Annotated in this window: 19 protein-coding genes; 15 read left to right on the top strand and 4 right to left on the bottom strand. The window is 73.3% G+C overall.

Translation table 11 applies throughout. The features are described 5' to 3' along the window. Positions 1-81 precede the first annotated feature (81 nt). The 9 genes from uraD to alc are packed head-to-tail and all read left to right on the top strand — an operon-like array spanning position 82 to position 9,162. The gene (uraD, locus tag SM418_RS00280; protein WP_371938944.1) at positions 82-582 is read left to right on the top strand and encodes a 2-oxo-4-hydroxy-4-carboxy-5-ureidoimidazoline decarboxylase; all 501 of its coding nucleotides are present in this window, start codon (positions 82-84) and stop codon (positions 580-582) included. Further along, the gene (gene uraH, locus SM418_RS00275; protein ID WP_371938945.1) at positions 579-908 is read left to right on the top strand and encodes a hydroxyisourate hydrolase; all 330 of its coding nucleotides are present in this window, start codon (positions 579-581) and stop codon (positions 906-908) included. Before uraD ends, uraH begins: the two co-directional genes overlap by 4 nt. A 5-nt stretch (positions 909-913) precedes the next feature. Beyond that, the gene (gene pucL / locus SM418_RS00270; protein WP_371938946.1) at positions 914-1,774 is read left to right on the top strand and encodes a factor-independent urate hydroxylase; all 861 of its coding nucleotides are present in this window, start codon (positions 914-916) and stop codon (positions 1,772-1,774) included. A 14-nt stretch (positions 1,775-1,788) separates the two neighbouring features. After that, the gene (locus SM418_RS00265; protein WP_371938947.1) at positions 1,789-2,667 is read left to right on the top strand and encodes an FAD binding domain-containing protein; all 879 of its coding nucleotides are present in this window, start codon (positions 1,789-1,791) and stop codon (positions 2,665-2,667) included. After that, positions 2,667-3,149, top strand: coding sequence for a (2Fe-2S)-binding protein (locus SM418_RS00260; protein WP_371938948.1), 483 nt, complete (start codon positions 2,667-2,669; stop codon positions 3,147-3,149). The genes SM418_RS00265 and SM418_RS00260 overlap by 1 nt, the downstream gene beginning before the upstream one ends. Beyond that, positions 3,146-4,489 carry an 8-oxoguanine deaminase gene (locus tag SM418_RS00255; RefSeq protein ID WP_371938949.1) on the top strand — a complete coding sequence of 448 codons (1,344 nt, stop codon included), beginning with the start codon at positions 3,146-3,148 and terminating at the stop codon, positions 4,487-4,489. The genes SM418_RS00260 and SM418_RS00255 overlap by 4 nt, the downstream gene beginning before the upstream one ends. Beyond that, entirely contained in the window at positions 4,489-6,825 is a 2,337-nt protein-coding gene (locus SM418_RS00250; protein ID WP_371938950.1) for a molybdopterin cofactor-binding domain-containing protein, read from the top strand. The genes SM418_RS00255 and SM418_RS00250 overlap by 1 nt, the downstream gene beginning before the upstream one ends. Before the next feature lie 37 nt (positions 6,826-6,862). Continuing rightward, entirely contained in the window at positions 6,863-8,158 is a 1,296-nt protein-coding gene (gene allB, locus SM418_RS00245) for an allantoinase AllB (RefSeq protein WP_371938951.1), read from the top strand. Next, the gene (gene alc / locus SM418_RS00240) at positions 8,155-9,162 is read left to right on the top strand and encodes an allantoicase (RefSeq protein ID WP_371938952.1); all 1,008 of its coding nucleotides are present in this window, start codon (positions 8,155-8,157) and stop codon (positions 9,160-9,162) included. The genes allB and alc overlap by 4 nt, the downstream gene beginning before the upstream one ends. Before the next feature lie 21 nt (positions 9,163-9,183). Here alc and SM418_RS00235 read toward each other — a convergent pair whose 3' ends face one another. Continuing rightward, complete coding sequence (locus SM418_RS00235; protein ID WP_371938953.1) at positions 9,184-9,420, bottom strand: DUF397 domain-containing protein; 237 nt, start codon at positions 9,418-9,420, stop codon at positions 9,184-9,186. 82 nt (positions 9,421-9,502) lie between these two features. Beyond that, entirely contained in the window at positions 9,503-10,150 is a 648-nt protein-coding gene (locus SM418_RS00230; protein ID WP_371938954.1) for a TetR family transcriptional regulator, read from the bottom strand. A gap of 272 nt (positions 10,151-10,422) precedes the next feature. Here SM418_RS00230 and SM418_RS00225 point away from each other — a divergent pair, with 272 nt between their 5' ends. Further along, positions 10,423-11,541, top strand: coding sequence for an acyl-CoA dehydrogenase family protein (locus SM418_RS00225; RefSeq protein WP_371938955.1), 1,119 nt, complete (start codon positions 10,423-10,425; stop codon positions 11,539-11,541). Further along, on the top strand, positions 11,542-12,714 hold the full coding sequence (locus SM418_RS00220; RefSeq protein WP_371938956.1) for an acyl-CoA dehydrogenase family protein: 1,173 nt from the start codon (positions 11,542-11,544) through the stop codon (positions 12,712-12,714). A 32-nt stretch (positions 12,715-12,746) separates the two neighbouring features. Here the strand turns inward: SM418_RS00220 and gad are convergent, their stop codons facing one another. After that, positions 12,747-14,318, bottom strand: coding sequence for a glutamate decarboxylase (gad, locus tag SM418_RS00215; RefSeq protein ID WP_371938957.1), 1,572 nt, complete (start codon positions 14,316-14,318; stop codon positions 12,747-12,749). 195 nt (positions 14,319-14,513) lie between these two features. Between gad and SM418_RS00210 the strand changes: the two genes are divergently transcribed. Continuing rightward, complete coding sequence (locus SM418_RS00210) at positions 14,514-15,161, top strand: rhomboid-like protein (RefSeq protein WP_371939019.1); 648 nt, start codon at positions 14,514-14,516, stop codon at positions 15,159-15,161. 18 nt (positions 15,162-15,179) lie between these two features. Here SM418_RS00210 and SM418_RS00205 read toward each other — a convergent pair whose 3' ends face one another. Beyond that, on the bottom strand, positions 15,180-16,406 hold the full coding sequence (locus SM418_RS00205) for an RNA polymerase sigma factor (protein ID WP_371938958.1): 1,227 nt from the start codon (positions 16,404-16,406) through the stop codon (positions 15,180-15,182). A gap of 261 nt (positions 16,407-16,667) precedes the next feature. On the opposite strand from SM418_RS00205, the gene egtA reads away from it, so the two are divergent. From egtA to egtC, 3 genes are read left to right on the top strand one after another with little or no spacing between them, the layout of a single operon-like run. Beyond that, entirely contained in the window at positions 16,668-17,891 is a 1,224-nt protein-coding gene (gene egtA / locus SM418_RS00200; RefSeq protein WP_371938959.1) for an ergothioneine biosynthesis glutamate--cysteine ligase EgtA, read from the top strand. Beyond that, positions 17,879-19,249, top strand: a complete 1,371-nt coding sequence (egtB, locus tag SM418_RS00195) for an ergothioneine biosynthesis protein EgtB (protein WP_371938960.1) — start codon at positions 17,879-17,881, stop codon at positions 19,247-19,249. The genes egtA and egtB overlap by 13 nt, the downstream gene beginning before the upstream one ends. Continuing rightward, positions 19,250-19,984: an ergothioneine biosynthesis protein EgtC gene (gene egtC, locus SM418_RS00190; RefSeq protein WP_371938961.1), complete on the top strand. Its 735-nt coding sequence runs from the start codon at positions 19,250-19,252 to the stop codon at positions 19,982-19,984. It begins immediately after the preceding gene. Positions 19,985-19,987 lie beyond the last annotated feature (3 nt).

The following is a 19,987-nucleotide window of genomic DNA, read 5'->3' as shown; positions in this document are numbered from 1 at the left end:
AAAACGGCGTGCCCGGCGCGGGCCACAGTTCGGACGTCCTGTGCCTCGACCCGTCGCGGGCGGCTGTGTGTACTGGCAGACGTGGAGCTGAGCGAGGCGGATCTGATGGCGTGCTGCGCGTCCCGCCGGTGGGCCGCGGCGGTCGCCGGGCACCGGGCTGCCGCGGGGCACCGGCATGTCGCGGAAGACCGGGATCTCGCCGAACTGCGCGAGGTCTCGAAGCGCGTCCTGGACGAGCTGGACTGGCCCGACGTCGAGGAGGCGCTCGCGGCCCACCCGCGCATCGGGGAGCGGGCGGCGGGCGAGGCGCGGGAGGCCGGCTGGTCGCGAAGCGAGCAGTCCGGGATGACGGGAGCGGAGCGGGGGCTGAGGGACGCGCTCGTCGAGGGGAACCGCGCCTACGAGGAGCGTTTCGGGCATGTGTTCCTGATCTGCGCGTCGGGCAGGTCGGCTCTGGAGATCCTCGCGGATCTCCGGCGCCGGTTGGGGAATGACGTCGAGACCGAACGGGAGGTCGTCCGGAGGGAACTGGCCGCGATCGTCGATCTGCGGCTGGTCAAGCTGGCGAGGGAGAGCGCATGAGCCTGTCGACGCACGTGCTGGACGCGGCGAAGGGGCTGCCGGCGGCGGACGTGGCCGTCCGCCTCGACCGGCGGCACGAAGACGGGGACGGGGACGGGGACGGCTGGACGACGCTCGCCGAGGCCCGCACCGACGCCGACGGCCGGATCAGGGAGTGGTCCGCGGACCCCGGAGAGGGCGTGCACCGGCTCACGTTCGACACCGCCGGGCTCTCCGACTTCTATCCCGAGGTCACGGTGGCGTTCACGATCGACGACCCCGGACGGCACTACCACGTCCCGCTGCTGATCAGCCCGTTCGCGTACTCGACCTACCGGGGGAGCTAGCGCCGATGGCCATCGTGCTCGGACCCAACCGCTACGGGAAGGCGGAGACCCGTGTCGTCCGCGTGACCAGGGACGGCGACGTCCACCGGCTCAAGGACGTGAGCGTCGGCGTCTCCCTCTCCGGCGCGATGGACGCGGTGCATCTGACCGGCGACAACGCGGCGGTCCTGCCGACCGACAGCCAGAAGAACACGGTGTTCGCGTTCGCCAAGAGGCACGGCATCGACGCGATCGAGGACTTCGGCCTGCTGCTCGCACGCCATTTCGTCGCGTCGCAGCCGGCGATCACCCACGCGCGCGTCGAGATCCACGAGTACGGGTGGAGCCGGATCACGGGCGGGCACTCGTTCGTCCGGGACGGCGGCGAGGTCAGGACGGCGCTCGTCCATGCCGACGCCGGATCCGAGACGGTCGTGTCGGGCCTCACCGACCTCGTCGTCCTCAACTCGACCGGAAGCGAGTTCCACGGGTTCGCGCAGGACGAGTACACGACCCTGGAACCGACAGACGACCGCGTCCTCGCGACGGCCGTGACCGCCCGATGGAGGCACAGGAGCACGGAAGCGGCATGGGACGAGTCGTACCGCGCCGCCCGCGATGCCCTGCTCAAGGCGTTCGCCGGGACGCACAGCCTGTCCCTCCAGCAGACGCTGTTCCAGATGGGGCGCCGCGTCCTGGCCGAGCAGGACGAGATCTGCGAGGTCAGGCTGTCGATGCCCAACAAGCATCACTTCCTGGTCGATCTGAAGCCGTTCGGCATGAAGAACGACAACGAGGTCTACTTCGCAGCCGACCGCCCGTACGGGCTCATCGAGGGCACGGTCCTGACCGACGACGCGCCCGACGCACCGTCCGCCTGGAACTGAGGAACCCTGGAGACATGGACTTCCTGCGACCGCTGACCTGGGAGGACGCCCTCGCCGCCAAGGCGGGGCAGCCGGCCGCCCGGCCCGTCCACGGGGGCACCGACGTCATGGTCGAGATCAACTTCGACCTGGACCGGCCCGAGGCGCTGCTCGACCTGACCGGGGTCCGCGCCCTGGCGGAATGGGACATGGTGGACGGACGCCTCCGCGTCGGCGCCGGCGTCCCCTACGCGCGCCTGATCACCGAGCTGGGCGGGCGCCTGCCCGGCCTCGCGCAGGCGTCCCGGACGGTCGGGTCGCCGCAGATCCGCAACCGGGGCACGGTCGGCGGGAACCTCGGCGCCGCGTCGCCCGCCGGTGACGCCCATCCGCCGCTGCTGGCCGGGGACGCGGTCGTCGAGGTCGAGTCGGCGGCGCGCGGCGTCCGGATGATCCCGGCCGCCCGCTTCTTCACCGGCGTGAAGCGGAACGCGCTGGCGCCGGACGAGCTGATCCGCGCGTTCTGGACGGCCCCCGCGTCCGGCCCCCAGTACTTCTCCAAGGTCGGCACCAGGAACGCCATGGTGATCGCCGTCTGCTCGTTCGCGCTGGCCCTCCACCCCGGGGAGTGCCGGGTCGGCACGGGCCTCGGCTCCGCCGCGCCGACCCCGCGCCGCGCCGCCGAGGCGGAGGCGTTCATCGCGCAGGAACTGGACTGGGAGGGCCGTGCCGCGCTCGCCGAGTCCGCGAAGCGGCGCTTCGGGGAGCTGGTGCGGGAGGCCGCGTCCCCGATCGACGACGTCCGGGGGACGGGCGACTACCGCGGCCACGCGCTCTCGGTGATGGCGCGCCGCACGCTGACCTGGGCCTGGGACGACTACAGAGCGGGAACCGCGGGAAGGGAGGTCTCCTGATGCGCGTGAACGTCACCGTCAACGGGTCCGCGGAGGCCGTCGACGACGTGTGGGAGGGCGAGAGCCTCCTGTTCATGCTGCGCGAGCGGATGGGCCTCCCCGGCTCCAAGAACGCCTGCGAGCAGGGCGAATGCGGCTCCTGCACGGTCTACCTGGACGGCGTGCCGGTGTGCGCGTGCCTGGTCGCGGCCGGGCAGGCGCAGGGGCGGGAGGTCGTCACCGTCGAGGGCCTGGCGGAGGGGTCGCCGGGGGACGAGCGGCTCGACCCCGTCCAGGAGGCGTTCGTGGAGGCGGGCGCCGTCCAGTGCGGGTTCTGCACGCCCGGCCTGATCGTCCAGTCGCACGACCTGCTCGCGCGGAACCCGGCGCCGACCGACGCCGAGATCCGCGAGGCGCTCGCCGGGAACCTGTGCCGCTGCACCGGCTACGAGAAGATCCTGGACGCGGTGCGCCTCGCCGCGCGGCGGAAGGCCACCGCATGATCATCGAGAACGCGCACGTCGTCACCGTCTCCGGGGACGAGTACCCGGACGGCCACATCGTGGTCGACGGCGACCGCATCACCGCCGTCGGCCCCGGAAGGGCCCCCGGCACCGACCCCGAGCGCGTCGACGCCCGGGGCTGCCTCGCCACCCCCGGCCTGGTCAACACCCATCACCACCTCTACCAGTGGGCGAGCCAGGGCATGGCCACCGAAGGCACGCTCTTCGAGTGGCTGACCACCCTCTACAAGCCCTGGTCGAAGATGGACGCCGAGGTGGTCTCGGGCGCGGCGACCGCGGGTCTCGCATGGCTCGCCAAGTCGGGCTGCACCACGTCCACCGACCACCACTACCTGTTCCCGAAGGGACGCGGCGACCTGTTCGCGGCGGAGATCGAGGCGGCGCGGGAGGTCGGCGTCCGCTTCCACCCGTGCCGGGGGTCGATGGACCGGGGCGAGTCGCAGGGCGGGCTGCCGCCGGACGAGGTCGTCGAGGACCTCGACACGATCCTCGCCGAGACCGACGCCGCGATCGACCGGTACCACGACCCGTCGCCCGGCTCCATGCTGCGCGTCGCCGTCGCGCCGTGCTCGCCGTTCTCCGTCACCCGCGAGCTGCTGGTCGAGTCGGCGCGGCTGGCGCGCGACCGGGGCGTCCGCCTGCACACCCACCTCGCCGAGACGCTGGACGAGGAGGAGCACACGCGGGAGCAGTTCGGCGTCACCCCGGCCGAGTACATGGACTCGATCGGCTGGCTCGGCCCCGACGTGTGGCTCGCGCACTGCGTCCACCTGCACGACACCGACGTCAAGCGGCTCGCCGAGACCCGGACCGGCACGGCGCACTGCCCGAGTTCGAACGCGCGGCTCGGCGCCGGCGTCGCCCGCGTGTCGCACCTGCTGGCGGAGGGCGCGGCGGTCGGGCTCGGCGTGGACGGCCCGGCGTCGGCGGAACTCGTCCCGCTCGCCGGGGAGGTGCGGCAGGCCCTCTGCATGCAGCGCGCCCGCTACGGCCCCTCCTCGCTGACCGCCCGCCAGGCCCTGGAGATGGCGACGCTCGGCGGCGCCCGCTGCCTCGGCCGCGAGGACGAGATCGGCTCCCTCGAACCCGGCAAGCTCGCCGACATCGCGCTGTGGCGGATGGACGGCTTCCAGGCGGCCGTCGACGATCCGGTCGTCGCGTTCGCGTTCGGCCCGGTGCCGCCGCTGCGGCGCCTGCTCGTCGGCGGACGCACCGTCGTGGACGGCGACACCCTCGTGACCGTCCCGCAGGACGAGGCCGGACGGCGCGGCGCCGCCGCCCACCGCCGGCTCATGCGGCTCGCGGAGGAGGTGCTCTGATGGCGTCCCCGGTGAGGAGTCCCGGCCCTGTCGCCGCGCATGTCGCCGCGCACGGCGCCGGCGGGGTCGGGGAGAGCCCGCTCCGGCCGGACGGCACGCTGAAGGTCGCGGGCGAGTTCGCGTTCGCGTCCGACCTCTGGATGGACGGGATGCTGTGGGGCGCGACGCTCCGCAGCCCGCACCCCCGGGCGCTGATCAGGTCGGTCGACATCGGCCCGGCGCTCGCGCTGCCCGGCGTCCGGGCCGTCCTCACCCACGAGGACGTGCCCGGCCGCACGACGTTCGGCATCGACGGAACCGACGACCAGCCCGTCCTCGCGATCGACCAGGTCCGGCACCAGGGCGAGCCGGTCGCGCTGGTCGCCGCCGACCATCCGGAGACGGCGCGGCGGGCCATGGAGCGGATCGCCGTCGAGTACGAGGTGCTGGAGCCGATCACCGACCCGCGCGCCGTCATCGCCGACCCGCAGCGGCTGAAGGTCCAGGAACGGGGCGGGATCACCCGGTACCAGCCCGTCCGGGTCGGGGACGTGGACGCGGCGAAGGCGGCCGCCGACGTGACCGTCTCGGGGGAGTACGAGGTCGGCATCCAGGACCAGGCGTTCCTCGGGCCCGAGTCCGGCCTGGCGGTTCCGTCCGAGGACGGCGGCATCGACCTGTACGTCTCGACGCAGTGGATCCACAACGACCTCAAGCAGATCGCGCCCTGCCTGGGCCTCACCGGAGACCAGGTGCACATGACGCTCGCGGGCGTCGGCGGCGCGTTCGGCGGACGCGAGGACCTGTCGATGCAGATCCACGCCGGCATGCTCGCACTGCACACCGGCAGACCGGTGAAGATGTCGTACAACCGGTACGAGTCGTTCTTCGGGCACGTCCACCGCCATCCGGCCCAGATGAGGTATGAGTACGGCGCCACATCGGAGGGCCGGCTCCTCTACGCGGACGTCGAGATCGTCCTGGACGGCGGCGCGTACACCTCGTCCACCATGAACGTGGTCGGCAACGCGGCCTCGCTTGGCGTCGGCCCATACGAGATCCCCAACATCAGGATCGACGCATACGGCGTCTACACGAACAACCCGCCCTGCGGGGCGATGCGTGGCTTCGGCGCCGTCCAGGCATGCTTCGCCTACGAGTCGATGATGGACCGGCTCGGCGCCGCGTGCGGTCTGAGCCCGGTCGAGATCCGGCGCCGCAACGCGGTCTCGCGGGGCTCGAAGCTCGCGACAGGCCAGGTCATCGACTCGCCGGCGCCGCTCGCCGAGATGCTGACGCGGCTGGAGGCGATGCCGATGCCCGCCGGTGGGGACGGCGCCGACCTCCGGAACCTGCCGGGCGGGGTGTCGCAGACGACCCACGGCGAAGGCGTGGTGCGCGGCGTCGGCTACGGCGTCGGGATCAAGAACATCTGCTTCTCCGAGGGCTTCGACGACCTGTCCACGGCCCGCGTCCGGCTGGAGGTCATCGGCGGCGAGGCGACCGCGCTCGTCCACACGGCGGCGGCCGAGGTCGGGCAGGGCCTCGTCACGATCAAGGCGCAGATCGCGCGGACGGAGCTCGGCGTCCAGAAGGTCACGATCGCCCCGGCGGACAACGGGGTCGGCGACTCGGGCTCGTCCAGCGCGTCCCGCCAGTCGTACATGACGGGCGGCGCGGTGAAGGCGGCCTGCGAGGCGGTGCGGGCGGAACTGCTGGCGCTCGCCGAGCGCCGGTTCGGCCCGGTGGACGCACAGGACGGCCTGACCGTCGCCGACGGCAAGATCGTCTCGCGGGCGGACGGCGTGCTCGGCGCCATCGAGGACGTCCTCGGCGCCGAGGTCATCGAGGAGACCCGCGAGTACCACCACCGGCCCACCGCCCGGATGGACCCGGTCACCGGCCAGGGCCGCAGCCACACCCAGCTCGCCCTGTGCGTCCACCGGGCCGTCGTCGACGTGGACGTGGAGCTCGGCCTCGTCAAGGTCGTCGAGCTGGCCGCCGTCCAGGACGTCGGAAAGATCATCAACCGGCTGTCGCTGGAGGGCCAGATCCACGGCGGGTCCGCGCAGGGCCTCGGCCTCGCCGTGATGGAGGAGATCCTCGTGTCGGACGGCCTCGTCCGGAACCCCTCGTTCACCGACTACCTGATCCCCACCATCCTCGATATGCCGCCCATGCGGCTGGACATCCTGGAAAATCCCGACCCGGAGGCGCCGTACGGCCTCCGCGGCGCGGGCGAGCCGCCGACGCTGTCGTCCACCCCCGCCATCGTCGCCGCGATCCGCGACGCGACCGCCCGCCCCCTCACCCGCGTCCCGGTCCGCCCCGAGCACATCGCCCAAGGCCGGCCATGACGCGCCCGCCGCGGGGGCCCTCGCCGGAGGGGGCCGGGTGGACGACCTCCTGATCAGGTCGCGTCGGGCCGTGCTGCCGGACGGCGCGCGACCCGCCGCCGTGTCCCTCCGGGACGGGCGCATCACCGCGATCTCCGGCTACGCGGAGGGCGCGCCGGCCGCCGCCTCGGTCGACCTCGGCGACGTGGCGCTCCTGCCCGGCCTCGTGGACACGCACGTCCACATCAACGAGCCCGGCCGGACGCACTGGGAAGGCTTCGCCACCGCCACCCGCGCGGCGGCGGCCGGCGGCGTCACCACGCTGGTCGACATGCCGCTCAACTCGCTCCCGCCGACCGTCGATCCGGCCGCGCTGGCCGCCAAACGCGCGGCCGCCGAGGCCGCGTGCGCGGTGGACGTCGGGTTCTGGGGCGGCGCCGTCCCCGGCAACCTGGCGTCGCTGCGCCCGCTGCACGACCTCGGCGTCTTCGGATTCAAGTGCTTCGCGTCCGACTCGGGCGTGCCGGAGTTCCCGCCGCTCTCGCGCGAGGAGATGCGGGCGGCCTTCCGGGAGATCGCCTCGTTCGGCGGGCTGGTCGTCGTGCACGCCGAGGACCCGGCCGCGCTGAGCCCGCCGTCCGGCGGCGGCTACCCGGAGTTCCTCGCGTCGCGGCCCCCGTCCGCCGAACGCCGGGCCGTGGAGCAGGTCGTCCGGCTGGCGGAGGAGACGGGCGCGCGCGCCCACATCCTGCACCTGTCCGCCGCCGGCTGCCTGGACGTCCTCGCCGAGGCTCGGGCCGGCGGCCTGCCCGTCACCGCCGAGACCTGCCCCCACTACCTGACGCTCTCCGCACAGGAGGCCGGCGGGACCGCGTTCAAGTGCTGCCCTCCCATCCGCGACGCCGCCAATCGCGAACTGCTCTGGCAGGGCCTCGCGGACGGTCTGATCTCGTGCGTCGTCACCGACCACTCGCCCTGCCCGCCCGAGTTGAAGCGCGGCGACTTCGCGACCGCGTGGGGTGGCGTCTCGTCCCTCCAGCTCGGGCTGCCCGCGGTGTGGACGGCCGCGCGTGAACGCGGGCACCGCCTGGACGAGGTCGTCCGCTGGATGTCCGGGGCGCCCGCCGCCCTGGCCGCCGTCCCCCGGAAGGGCGCAATCGCCGTCGGCAACGACGCCGACCTCGTCGCCTTCGACCCCGACGAGCCGCTGACCGTCGACCCCGCGGCCCTGCACCACCGGCATCCAGTCACCCCCTACGAGGGCCGGACGCTGACCGGCGCCGTCCGGACCACCTGGCTCCGGGGGACGCCGGGCGGCGGGGGCGGGCGGCTGCTCCACCGGGAGGACCGATGACCGATTTCACCACTCTCCCCGACCTGGCCGTCCGCACGCTCGGCGGCTCGGTGATCGCCGCGAGCGACGAGTCCTTCGCGGAGAAGGAGAACCTGGTCAACCCGTGGGCGCCGGCGTTCACGCCGCGGACCTTCGGGGCGAAGGGGCAGCTGTACGACGGCTGGGAGACGGCCCGCCGCCGCGCCGGCGGCCACGACTGGGCGCTGGTCAGGCTCGGCCTGCCCGGCGTCGTCCGCGGCGTCGTCATCGACACCGCCTGGTTCAAGGGCAACTACCCGCCCCGCGCGTCCGTCGAGGCGTGCGCCGTGGACGGCTACCCGTCCGACCTCTCCGGCGCCGACTGGGTGGAGATCGTTCCGGAGAGCCCGCTCAAGGGCGACGCGGCACACTCCTTCGAGGTACGGACCGAGCGGCTGTTCACGCACGTCCGGCTGAACATGTTCCCGGACGGCGGCATCGCCCGCCTCCGCGTCCACGGCGAGGTGATCCCCGATCCCCGGCTGCTGGACGGGCTGACCGTCGACCTCGCGGCGCTGGAGAACGGCGCCCGCGTCATCCGGTGCTCGGACATGTTCTACTCCTCGCCCGACAACATGCTGTTCCCCGGCCTGGCCCGCAACCAGGCGGAAGGCTGGGAGACGGCCCGCCGCCGCGCCGGCGGCCACGACTGGGCGGTGATCAGGCTCGCGGCGCCCGGCGTGATCAGGCTCGCCGAGATCGACACCGCCAACCTGAAGTTCAACGCGCCCGGCGCCGCCGCGCTCCAGGGCCTCGACGCCCGCACCGCCGACATGGACGCCTGGCGGCCCGTCCTGCCCCTGACCGACCTCCTGCCCGACACGAGGCACCGCTTCCGCCTCACGTCGCCCGAGGTCACGCACGTCAGGCTCGACATCCATCCGGACGGCGGCATCGCCCGCCTCCGCCTGCTCGGCGACATGACACCGGACGGAGCGAGGGAACTCGCGGCCCGCTGGCGGGGCTTCGCGCGCGTCCCCGGCTGAGCGCCGGGGACGCCGCGGGGGTCAGGGAGCCTCGGTGGGGTCTTCTTCCAGGAGGTCGTCGAACTCGCCGTCCTTGACGCCCGCGATGAACGCGTCCCACTCGGCCTCGGTGAAGTAGAGGATCGGCCCCTCGGGGTTCTTGGCGTCGCGCATCACGACGGCCCGCTCACCGAAGTCCTTGTGCTGGACGGGGACGTCCTTGCCATCGACGAACTCGATGATGACCCCGTCGCTGAGGATCGGTTCCTGCTCGGTCACTGGCACACCTTCTCTTCCCGGCTCGTGTCGGGTCCACGGTAGTGGGGAAGAGGCCGGCGCCACACGGGAACGCCCCCGCCCGTCAGGGGTCGATGAGCAGGCGCGCGGCGGTGATCTCCAGCCGGGACTGGATCTCCTCGGCGGTGGCGTTGCCGCGCAGCAGCTCGATCATCTCCATGGTCCAGATGCCGGACAGCGCGCGGGCCACGAGGCGGCGCGGGTCCTCGGCGGAGATGTCCTCGGGCGGGCCGGACGCGGTGCGCAGCAGCAGCTCGCTCATCCGCTCCCCGAAGTCGGTCTTGACGTCGGACAGCAGCAGCGAGCGGATCAGCGCCTCGGCCAGTTCGGGCTCGCGCATCAGCCCGCGGGTTGCGCGCATCAGCACCTCCACGGCCCGGTCGGGCGCGGAGCCGGCGCGGGGCGGACGGCGCTCGATGCTGCCTTCGAGGAGGTCGAGCTCCTCGCTGACGACGGCGACGACCAGATCCATCTTGGACGGGAAGTAGCGGTAGAGCGTGCCGAGCGCGACTCCGGCCCGCTCGGAGACGGTGCGCATCTGCATCGCCTCGATGCCGCCGCGCGACGCGAGCGCCGCGGCGGCCTGCACGATACGCTTGCGCCGCTGGTGCTGGCTGCGGGAGCGCGCGCCCTGCCCTGCCACCGGGCCTGCCGCCTGTCCCGCCGGCTGACCCCGGGTCTCGTCCCCGGTCACTGTCGGCTCTGCGGTCACGGTCGTCGTCCCTTCTGTGCGGGCTCGGTCGCCCGGCGCGTCCCCCCAAGCCTACAGCCCTTGCGAGAACGTGTTATTTGATCGGCCGATGGCGGCCTCGGGAAGGCGCTTCCCGGTTCGCTCGTTCGACCTGCCGCGCCAGGCTAACCGGCCCGCGAACGGGGCCGGTCGGATCCCTGGACACAGACTAGAATCTGTTCTACTTTTTCGCCGTGGGCGCGTCCGGGAGGCGGGCACGGCAGGCCTCGCGCCCGGCTGGAAGGAGCGGATGGGTGGACTTCAACCTCGACGAGACCCAGCAGGAGATCAAGGGTCTCGCCGCCGGAGTGCTCGCGCGCGAGGCCGCGCAGGAGCGGCTGGAGGCGCTGGAGAAGAGCGGCGCCCCCTACGACGAGGCGGCCTGGAGGGCGCTCGCCCAGGCGGGGCTGCTCGGGATCGTCCTGCCCGAGGACGCCGGCGGCGCCGGGCTCGGCCCGGTCGAGCTGGCGGTGATCCTGCGCGAGGTCGGCGTCCACGCCGCGCCCGTCCCGGCGTACGCCTCGCTCGCGCTCGCGGCCGTCCCGATCGGCGCGCACGGCACGGCTGAGCAGCGCGCTCTGCTGGCCCCGCTGACCGCCGCCGACGAGCAGGGCCCGACGGTCCTGACCGGCGCGTACCGCGAGGTCGGCCCGGCCGGAGAGGTCACCACGACGGCCCGGCGGGACGGCGACGGCTACGTCCTCGACGGCGTGAAGACGTTCGTCCCCTACGCGCGGGAGGCGGCGCGGATCCTCGTCCCCGCCCGCGTCGAGGGCGAGGGCATCGGGGTCTTCCTGATCGAGCCCGCAGCGGCGACCATCACCGAGCAGCCGTCGGCGACGAGCGAGCCCCTGTCCCGCGTCGCGCTGGACGGCGCCAGGGTCGGCCCCGGCGCCCTGCTCGGCGGGGCGGCGGACGGCGCCGCCTGGGACACCCTCCGCTGCTCCGCCGTCGCCGGCGCGGTCGCGATCTCCTCCGGCGTCATCGAGGGCGCGCTGGAGCTGACGAAGGAGTACACGAGGACCCGCGAGCAGTTCGACCGGGCGCTCGCGCAGTTCCAGGCCGTCACGATGCAGATCAGCGACGTCTACATCGCCAAGCGCGCGCTGGACGTGGCGGTCTGGGCGGGCGTCTGGCGGCTGGCCGAGGGCGCCGACGACGCCGAGGAGCTGCTGACGATCGCCGCTTACAACGCGTGCGATCCCGTCATCAAGGCCCTTTACACCTGCCAGCACCTGCACGGCGGCATCGGCCTGGACGTCACCTACCCGCTGCACCGCTACTTCGCCTTGGGCAAGCACTGCGGGCACCTGCTCGGCGGCCCGGAAGACCGGCTCGACGCGCTCGGCACGCTCATCGCCCAGGAGGCCTGAATGTTCATCGACCTGACCGGCGAGCAGAAGAAGCTCCGCGCCGAGCTGCGCGAGTACTTCGAGAACTGCCTGACCCTCGAGCAGCGCGCCGCGATCGCGGCCGACCCGTTCGGTCCCCCCTACATGGAGCACTGCAGGCGGCTCGGCCGCGACGGGATGCTCGGCGTCGCGCTCCCGAAGGAGTACGGCGGCCGGGGGTTCGGCCCCGTCGAGCAGACGATCTTCGCGAACGAGATCGCGCGGGCCGAGGTGACCTACCCGCTGATCACGCTGAACTCCGTCGCGCCGACGATCCTGCAGTACGGGTCGGACGCCCACAAGGAGTTCTTCATCCCGCGCATCCTCGCGGGGGAGTGCCACTTCGCGATCGGCTACAGCGAGCCGGGCGCCGGCACCGACCTCGCGGCGCTGCGCACCACCGCGGTCAGGGACGGCGACCACTACGTCGTGAACGGCCAGAAGATCTTCACTTCCGGCGCGCAACACGCCGACTACGTGTGGCTCGCGGCGCGCACCGACCCGTCCGCGAAGAAGCACAAGGGCATCTCGATGCTCATCGTCGACTGCGCGGACCCGGGCTTCTCCTGGACGCCGATCATCACGATGGACGGCGCCCACCACACGAACTCGACCTACTTCCAGGACGTCCGCGTCCCGGCGGACATGCTGATCGGCGGGGAGAACAAGGGCTGGGACCTCATCGTCAACCAGCTCAACCACGAGCGGGTCACGCTCGGCCCGGCCGGCAACATCGGGCACATCCGCATCCGGTTCGAGCGCTGGGCCCGCGCCACCCTCGGGCGGGACGGGCGCCCGCTCATCGAGGAGCCCGCCGTCCGCCGCGCGCTCGCCCAGGTGCACGCCTACCTGCGCGTCAACGAGACCCTCAACTGGCAGGTCGCCGCGAACCAGGACCTCGGCTGGCTCGGCGCCGCCGACGCCTCCGCCACGAAGATCTACTCCTCGGAGCGGATGCAGGACGTCGGCCGGATCGTCGGCGACGTCCTCGCCCGCTACGGCGACCCCGGCGACCCGGAGACGGCGGCCTTCACGGCGGCGGTCGACCGGCTGGCCAAGGGCGCGCTCGTGCTGACCTTCGGCGGCGGCGTCAACGAGATCCAGCGCGAGCTGATCGCCATGATCGGCCTCGGCCTGCCCCGCGCGCCCCGCTGACCGGCCGGCCCCGCCCGCCTACTTCGGCCCGCCTACTTCGACCCGGCCTTCCCGCGCCTGGTCTTCGTGGATCCGGCCTTCTTGGGTTCGGCTTTCGTGGGTCCGGTCTTCCTGGATTCGGTCTTCGTGGGTTCGGTCTTCGTGGGTCGAGCCTGTTTGAACCCGGCCTTCTTGGGTTCGGCGCCGTGCGCGAAGCCGGTCGCGTCGCCCGCGTCCCGCTGCGGCTCCCGCTGCGCCCGCAGCCGCGGTAGCACGCGGCGCAGGTCGTCGAGGAACAGGTCGGCGAGGTCGTGGCCGAACCCGTTGCGGACCACGATCCGCAGGACGGCGAGATCGGTGCGGTTCTCCGGGAAGGTGTAGGCGGGCACCAGCCAGCCGGACTCGCGCAGCGCGGCGGAGACGTCGTAGACCGTGAAGTTGGCGATGTCCTCCCGGACCCGGAACGCGAACACCGGCAGGTCGCCGCCGTCGCCGAGCGTCTCGAACGGGCCGAGCCTGCCGATCTCGGCGGACAGCCGGGTGGCGACGTCCCGGCACGTCCCCTGGACGCGGCGGTACCCCTCGAAGCCGAGCCGCAGGAAGGTGTAGTACTGGGCGACGACCTGCGCGCCGGGACGGGAGAAGTTCAGCGCGAACGTCGGCATGTCCCCGCCGAGGTAGTTGACGCGGAAGACCAGGTCGTCCGGGAGCGCCTCCGCGTCCCGCCACAGCGCCCAGCCGAGGCCCGGCATGACCAGGCCGTACTTGTGGCCGGAGGTGTTGATCGAGGCGACGCGCGGCAGCCGGAAGTCCCACCGCAGGTCCGGGTCGAGGAACGGCGCGATCATCGCGCCGGACGCCCCGTCCACGTGCACCGGCACGTCCAGGCCCGTCCGCCGCTCCAGGTCGTCGAGCGCCGCCGCGATGTCGGCGACCGGCTCGTAGCTCCCGTCGAACGTGGAGCCGAGCACGGCGACGACGCCGATGGTGTTCTCGTCGCACAGTTCGACCGCCTCGCGGGCGCCGAGGTGGTAGCGGTCGCCCTCCATCGGCACGTACCGGGGCTCGACCTCGAAGTAGTTCGCGAACTTCTCCCAGCAGATCTGCACGTTGACGCCCATGACGAGGTTGGGCCGGTCCGCCGGCTCGCCCGCGGCCCGCCGCCGCGCCTGCCAGCGGCGCTTGAGCGCCAGCCCGCCGAGCATCGCCGCCTCGCTGGACCCGGTGGTCGAGCAGCCCACCGCGTGCCGCGGGTCCTCGGCGTGCCACAGCCGGGCGAGCATGTGCACGCAGCGCGTCTCCAGCTCGGCGGTGCGCGGGTACTCGTCCTTGTCGATCATGTTCTTCGCGGCGCACTCGGCCATCAGCCGGGCCGCCTCCGGCTCCGCCCACGTCGACACGAACGTCGCGAGGTTCAGCCGCTCGTTGCCGTCCAGCATGAGCTCGTCGTGGACGATCTGGTAGGCGGTGCCCGGGGCGAGCTGGCCCGCGGGCAGCGCGTACCGGGGGATGGTCAGCGGCTCCCGGCTGAAGACCGGGTTGACGTCCAGGTCCCGGCCGCCGCCGGCGGGGGCGTGGGGATGCTGCCCGTGGGGATGCTGCATGTGGGGGTGCTGCAGGGCCATGTCGCCGTCCTCCTCCCGCGCGGGGACGGGACGTCCCCCGACTCCGCACGAGGTACCCGAGTGACCCGGCCCCACACCCCGACCGCGGACGTGCCGCCCGGCCGTACGCGCGTGCCCGCCGGGACGCGGCCCGGGCCCGTTGGCTCGCCGATGCTCCGGGCGGTCCGGGCGGGCCGGGTCTAGGCTGCCGGTGTGATGGGTCCGTTCGTGCGCCGGTACGCGATGCCGCTGACGTTCCTCGGGCTGTTCGCGGCGGTGTGGATGGTGCAGGCGCTCGTCCTGCCGCCGGACGCGCGGCGCGCGGTGATCGCCTGGGCCAGCACCAATCTGGAGAACCTCGCGGTGAACCCGGTCGGGACGATGGTCGCGTCGGCGTTCGTCGCGGAGGGGGCCCAGGGCGTGCTGCTGGTCGTCGCCGCGATCGGGCTGTTCCCCGTCACCCGGCGGTTCGGGAACCTGCGGGCCGTGGTGCTCGTCGCCGCGTCGCACGTGCTCGGCACCCTCATCAGCCAGGGCATCGCGCTCGTCCGGCTGCAGGCGGGCCTGCTGTCGGAGTCCATCCGCACGATCCCCGACGTCGGGCCGTCCTACGTGCTGTGCGCGGCGCTCGTCGCGGCGTTCCTGTACGGGCACGGGCGGGTGCGCCGGCTGCTCGCGCTCGCCGGCTGGTGCGCACTCGTGCCCGTTCTGCTGGACGGCCTGCTCGCGCTGGAGGTCGCCGCCGTCGGGCACCTGGTGGCGATGCTCGCCGGCGGGCTGATCGGCGGGCTGCTCCTGCTGCTGGAACGCCGCCGCGTCGCCGTCCCGGAGAAGATGGCGGCCGAGCCGGTCGCCGGAGCCTGACCCGGCCTGACCCCAGGGTCAGCCCTGCCCCGGCTCCGGGGTCGGGTTCGCCGTGGGGTTCGGGCTCGGCGTTCCCGGGTCCTCCGTGGGCGGGTCGGTCGGCGTGTCCGTCGGCGGCGGCGTCGCGTCGTCCGGCGGGGTCGTCGGGTCGGACGGCTCCGCGGGGGGAGTGGTCGGCGGCTCCTCCGGAGTGGAGGGCTGCTCCGGCTTCGACGGCGCGCCGGACGCGGGCTCCTTCTCCGGGGACGGCGTGTCCGACGGAGAGGTCCCGGGCTGTGCGGGCCGTGCCGGAGCGCCGCCCGCCCGCTGCGGCGGGCCGTCGAAGGCGGTGGTGAGCGGGTCCTCGGACGCGCTCGGCGCACCGCCCGTCGCCCGCTCGGCACCGGTGCGGCCGGGCAGCGGGTTCTGCGGCACGCCGCTGGTCTTCGCGGACGCCGGGTTCGTCTGCCCCTTGCTCGCCGACGGGACCATCGAGGCGGCGTCGCCGCCGCCCCTGGCCGTCGGCCAGGAGACGAGCAGGCCGATGACGGCGGCGGCCGACGCGGCGACGCCCGCTGCGGCGCCGAGGCCCCGGGAGACGCCGCCGGAGATCCCGCGCTTCGGACGGGGCTTGCGCTCGGCTCCGATCACGACGAGGGGGCTCGGCGAGATGACGCTCGGCAGCGGCCTCGCCGCCTCCTCCTCGCAGGCGGCGAGGACCCGGTCGCGCAGCCAGCCGGGCGCGTGCGCGGGCGCGCGGCGGGCCAGCAGTTGCGGCAGCCGGCCCTTCTCGAACGCGGTGATCAGGTCGAGCTGCGGCGTGGCCGTGCCGCGCATCAGGAGGTCGAGGACGGCCCGCTCCAGCCGCGTCCGCGCGGCGGCGAGCAGCTGCACGACGGTGTCGGGCGCGATGCCGAGGACGCGGGCGATGTCGTGGGGTTCGAGCCATTCGCCCGCCCACAGCAGCAGCACCTCGCGGTGGTCGGAGCGCAGCCCGGCGGCGGCGCGCAGCAGCGGGTCGGGGCTCGCGAACGGCGTCCCGCCCCGGGCGCCGAGCTCCCCGGTGAACGCGCCGCGCTCGGCGCAGGCCGTCCGGGAGAGCGAGTACAGCCAGAGCACGCTGTCGCCGCGCGGCGGCTGGTGCACGGCCGCGCTGAACGTGTCGCCGACGGCCGCGGCCGCGAGCTGGTCGCCGACCAGCGACCAGCAGTAGGCGTACAGGCGGTCGGCGTGCGCGTCGTACAGCGAGCCCAGGTCCCCGCGCATGTGCCCTCCCGTTCCCCGGCCGGCTCGTCCAAATGTCCGACAAATGGTGCACAGCTGATCAACGGGACTCTAGCGCCTCCCGTCCTCGGGTGAGAAGTCTGAGATCGGACGGCATGTCGAATAGCACGGAAGGTAGTCGAGAAGGCGGCGGACGGTGATGTTCATGGAGATTTAAGCAACATCCCGGAAATCGGCGGATTCCTGATGCGGTTCAGCAGGGAAGGATTCGAACCCGTTGTCGATTTACGCGAGGAGTCAACGGTGACCCGTCTGACGGTTGATGGCGTCTACCAGCACATTCGCGGTGTCTGCTTCAAGACCGGCCCGCCCGGGACGGTCGGCGCGGAGACCGAGTGGTTCGTGGTCGACACCGCCCGGCCCGCCGCGCACGTCGCCGCCCGGCGGGTGCGCGCCCTCGTCGCGGACGCCGCCCCGCCGCCCGGCGGCAGCAAGATCACCTATGAGCCGGGCGGGCAGCTCGAACTGAGCTCGGCACCGTTCCGCGGGCTCGGCGCGCTGCACGCCGCGCTCGGCCGGGACATCGCGGGGGTCCGCGACGCTCTGGCCCGGGACGGGCTGGCGCTCGCCGGCCACGGCGTCGACCCCGTCCGGCGCCCCCGGTTCCAGGCCGACCACCCCCGCTACGCGTGCATGCGCGACTACTTCCATTCGGGAGGCTTCCGCGACGCGGGCATGGCGATGATGTGCTCGACCGCGTCCGTCCAGGTGAACCTGGACATCGGCGCCGACGACCCGGACGCGGCCCGCCGCTGGCGGCTCACGCACGCGCTCGGGCCGGTGCTGGTCGCGGCGTTCGCCAACTCGCCGCTGCGGGCCGGCCGCCGCACCGGGATGCACTCGTCCCGGCAGGGCATCTGGACCGAGCTGGACCCCTGCCGCACCCTGCCCGTCCTGCGGGACGGGGCGGACGGCGACCCGGCCGAGGCGTGGACGCGGTACGCGCTCAACGCGCGGGTGATGCTCGTCCACACCGCGGAGGGCCAGTGGGTGTCCGACCCCGGCATGTCGTTCATGGAGTGGCTCGACAAGGGCGAGCCGTGCGAGGAGGACCTGACCTACCACCTGTCCACGCTGTTCCCGCCGGTCCGGCCGCGCGGCTGGCTGGAACTGCGCATGATCGACGCGCCGCCCGGCCGGTACTGGCCCGTCCCCGTCGCCGTCGCGACCGCGCTGCTGGACGACCCGGCCGCGTCGCGGGCCGCCGAGGCCGCCGCCGAACCGGTCGCGGACCGGTGGGCGGAGGCGGCCCGGTGCGGGCTGTCCGACGCGCCGCTCGCCACCGCCGCGCGGGCCTGCTTCACGGCCGCCCTCGACGCGCTGCCGCGGCTCGGCGCGGCCGGGCTCGTCCCGCTGGTCGAGGAGTACGCCCGCCGGTACGTCGAGCGGGGACGCAGCCCCGCCGACGACGCCCCGGCACCCCTACCCCCGCCCCTGCCTGAGGAGGACGAGACATGGCCCCGATGAACTCCCCGGGCCCGACCGGGACGCTCGACATCGGCACGCACGACGAGGAGGCGCTGAAGGAACTCATCGCCGCCGAACTGGGCGCGGTGCGGGACCGCAGCCTCGGCCTCACCACCGAGGTCCTCACCGAGGACGACCTCACCGCGCAGGTGTCGCCGCTGATGTCGCCGCTCGTCTGGGACCTCGCCCACGTCGGCAACTACGAGGAACTGTGGCTGCTGCGCGCGGCGACGGGCCAGGAGGCGATGCGCCCGGAGATCGACGACCTGTACGACGCGTTCGAGCATCCGCGCGCCGAACGGCCGACACTGCCGCTCCTGTCGCCGGACGACGCTCGCTCCTACATCGGCACGGTCCGCGCCAAGGTGCTCGACTTGCTGTCGTCGGCACGGTTCGACACGGCGAATCCGCTGACTTCGGGCGGGTTCGTGTACGGAATGGTCGTGCAACACGAACACATGCACGACGAGACCATGCTCGCCACCCACCAGCTACGCAAGGGCGCTCCCGCCCTGCTCGACCCTCTGGCCGAGCCACTGCAGAAGCCCGCCGAGGGTTCTGCGAGGGACGAGGTGCTCATCGAGGCGGGTCCGTTCCAGATGGGCACCTCGGACGACCCGTGGGCGTACGACAACGAACGTCCGGTGCACCTCGTCGACCTGCCCGCGTACTACATCGACGTGGAGCCGGTGACCAACGCGGCCTACCTCGCCTTCATGGAGGCCGGGGGATACGACGATCCGCGTTGGTGGGCCGCCGCCGGATGGGAGTGGCGCAACAGCAGCGGTAAACGCGCTCCCGCCTTCTGGGGCCGGGAAGGAGGCCAATGGGTCCGGCGCCGGTTCGGGCGGACGGAACCCGTCCCGCCCGGCGAACCCGTCCAGCACGTGTGCTGGTATGAGGCCGACGCCTACGCGCGGTGGGCCGGCAAGCGGCTTCCGACCGAGGCCGAGTGGGAGAAGGCCGCCCGCTGGGACCCCGCCACTCAGCACTCAAGGCGCTACCCGTGGGGCGAGGTGTACGAGGAAGGCCGCGCCAACCTCGGACAGCGCTCGCTGCGTCCGTCCGAGACCGGCTCCTACGCGTCAGGAGCCTCTGCCTACGGAGTGAGGCGCCTCCTGGGGGACGTGTGGGAATGGACGTCGTCCGACTTCCACGGCTATCCCGGCTTCCGGTCGTTCCCCTACAAGGAGTACTCGGAGGTCTTCTTCGGCCCCGAATACAAGGTCCTGAGAGGCGGCTCCTGGGCGACGCACCCGCTGGCCATACGCGGATCGTTCCGCAACTGGGACTACCCCATCCGCAGGCAGATCTTCTCCGGGTTCCGCTGTGCGCGGTCGGTGGGAGAGGAGCGCTGAATGTGCCGACATCTCGGTTACCTGGGGCCTGAACAGACCCTGCACTCGCTCGTCTACGACGGCGAGCACTCGCTGGAGACCCAGGCATACGCGCCGCGCATGACGCAGGGCAACCTGCTGAACGCCGACGGGTTCGGCGTCGGCTGGTACCAGGACGGCGCGCCCGTCCGGTTCCGCCGCGCCCAGCCGCTCTGGACCGACCAGTCGTTTCGCGAGGTCGCCGGGGCCGTCCGCGCGTCGTGCGCGGTCGCGGCGATCCGGTCGGCGACGGTCGGGTTCCCCGTGGACGAGTCGTGCGCCCAGCCGTTCCGCGCCGGGCGGTGGCTGTTCAGCCACAACGGCAAGGTCGAGGGCTACGGCGGCGTCGAGGGCAAGCTCCGCGAACTGGCCGGCGACATCGCCGGGGCCTCCGACGCCCGCGCGCCGGTCGACTCCGCGCCGCTGTTCGCGCTCGCCGTCCGGCACTGGCGGGACGGCCTGCCGCTCGGCGACGGCCTCGCCGCCGTCGTCGCCGCGATCACCGCGCTCGCCCCCGGCCGCTACAACCTCCTCGCCTCCGACGGGACGTCGCTGGCCGCCACGACCTGGGGCGACTCGCTGTTCGTCCGGGAGGACGAGGACGCGATCCGGGTCGCGTCCGAGCCGCTTGACGACGCCCCCGGCTGGCGGCACGTCCCCGACCGCTCGCTCGTCACCGCCGGACCGGGTACCGGCGTCCGCATCGATGCCCTGTGAAGC

The sequence above is a fragment of the Actinomadura chokoriensis genome (assembly GCF_041463665.1).
Lineage (GTDB): Bacteria > Actinomycetota > Actinomycetes > Streptosporangiales > Streptosporangiaceae > Spirillospora > Spirillospora chokoriensis_A.
The sequence above is the reverse complement of the archived record's forward strand: the minus strand, read 5'-3'. Positions and strand labels throughout refer to the sequence as shown.

Bases quoted from the DNA above. Each gene is read 5' to 3' on its own strand.
- SM418_RS00205 (WP_371938958.1), bottom strand. From the start codon at position 16,406: ATGCGCGGGGACCTGGGCTCGCTGTACGACGCGCACGCCGACCGCCTG.
- SM418_RS00250 (WP_371938950.1), top strand. From the start codon at position 4,489: ATGGCGTCCCCGGTGAGGAGTCCCGGCCCTGTCGCCGCGCATGTCGCC.
- SM418_RS00210 (WP_371939019.1), top strand. From the start codon at position 14,514: ATGGGTCCGTTCGTGCGCCGGTACGCGATGCCGCTGACGTTCCTCGGG.
- pucL (WP_371938946.1), top strand. From the start codon at position 914: ATGGCCATCGTGCTCGGACCCAACCGCTACGGGAAGGCGGAGACCCGT.
- alc (WP_371938952.1), top strand. From the start codon at position 8,155: ATGACCGATTTCACCACTCTCCCCGACCTGGCCGTCCGCACGCTCGGC.
- uraH (WP_371938945.1), top strand. From the start codon at position 579: ATGAGCCTGTCGACGCACGTGCTGGACGCGGCGAAGGGGCTGCCGGCG.
- egtB (WP_371938960.1), top strand. From the start codon at position 17,879: ATGGCCCCGATGAACTCCCCGGGCCCGACCGGGACGCTCGACATCGGC.
- SM418_RS00255 (WP_371938949.1), top strand. From the start codon at position 3,146: ATGATCATCGAGAACGCGCACGTCGTCACCGTCTCCGGGGACGAGTAC.
- gad (WP_371938957.1), bottom strand. From the start codon at position 14,318: ATGGCCCTGCAGCACCCCCACATGCAGCATCCCCACGGGCAGCATCCC.
- SM418_RS00260 (WP_371938948.1), top strand. From the start codon at position 2,667: ATGCGCGTGAACGTCACCGTCAACGGGTCCGCGGAGGCCGTCGACGAC.
- SM418_RS00265 (WP_371938947.1), top strand. From the start codon at position 1,789: ATGGACTTCCTGCGACCGCTGACCTGGGAGGACGCCCTCGCCGCCAAG.
- SM418_RS00220 (WP_371938956.1), top strand. From the start codon at position 11,542: ATGTTCATCGACCTGACCGGCGAGCAGAAGAAGCTCCGCGCCGAGCTG.
- egtC (WP_371938961.1), top strand. From the start codon at position 19,250: ATGTGCCGACATCTCGGTTACCTGGGGCCTGAACAGACCCTGCACTCG.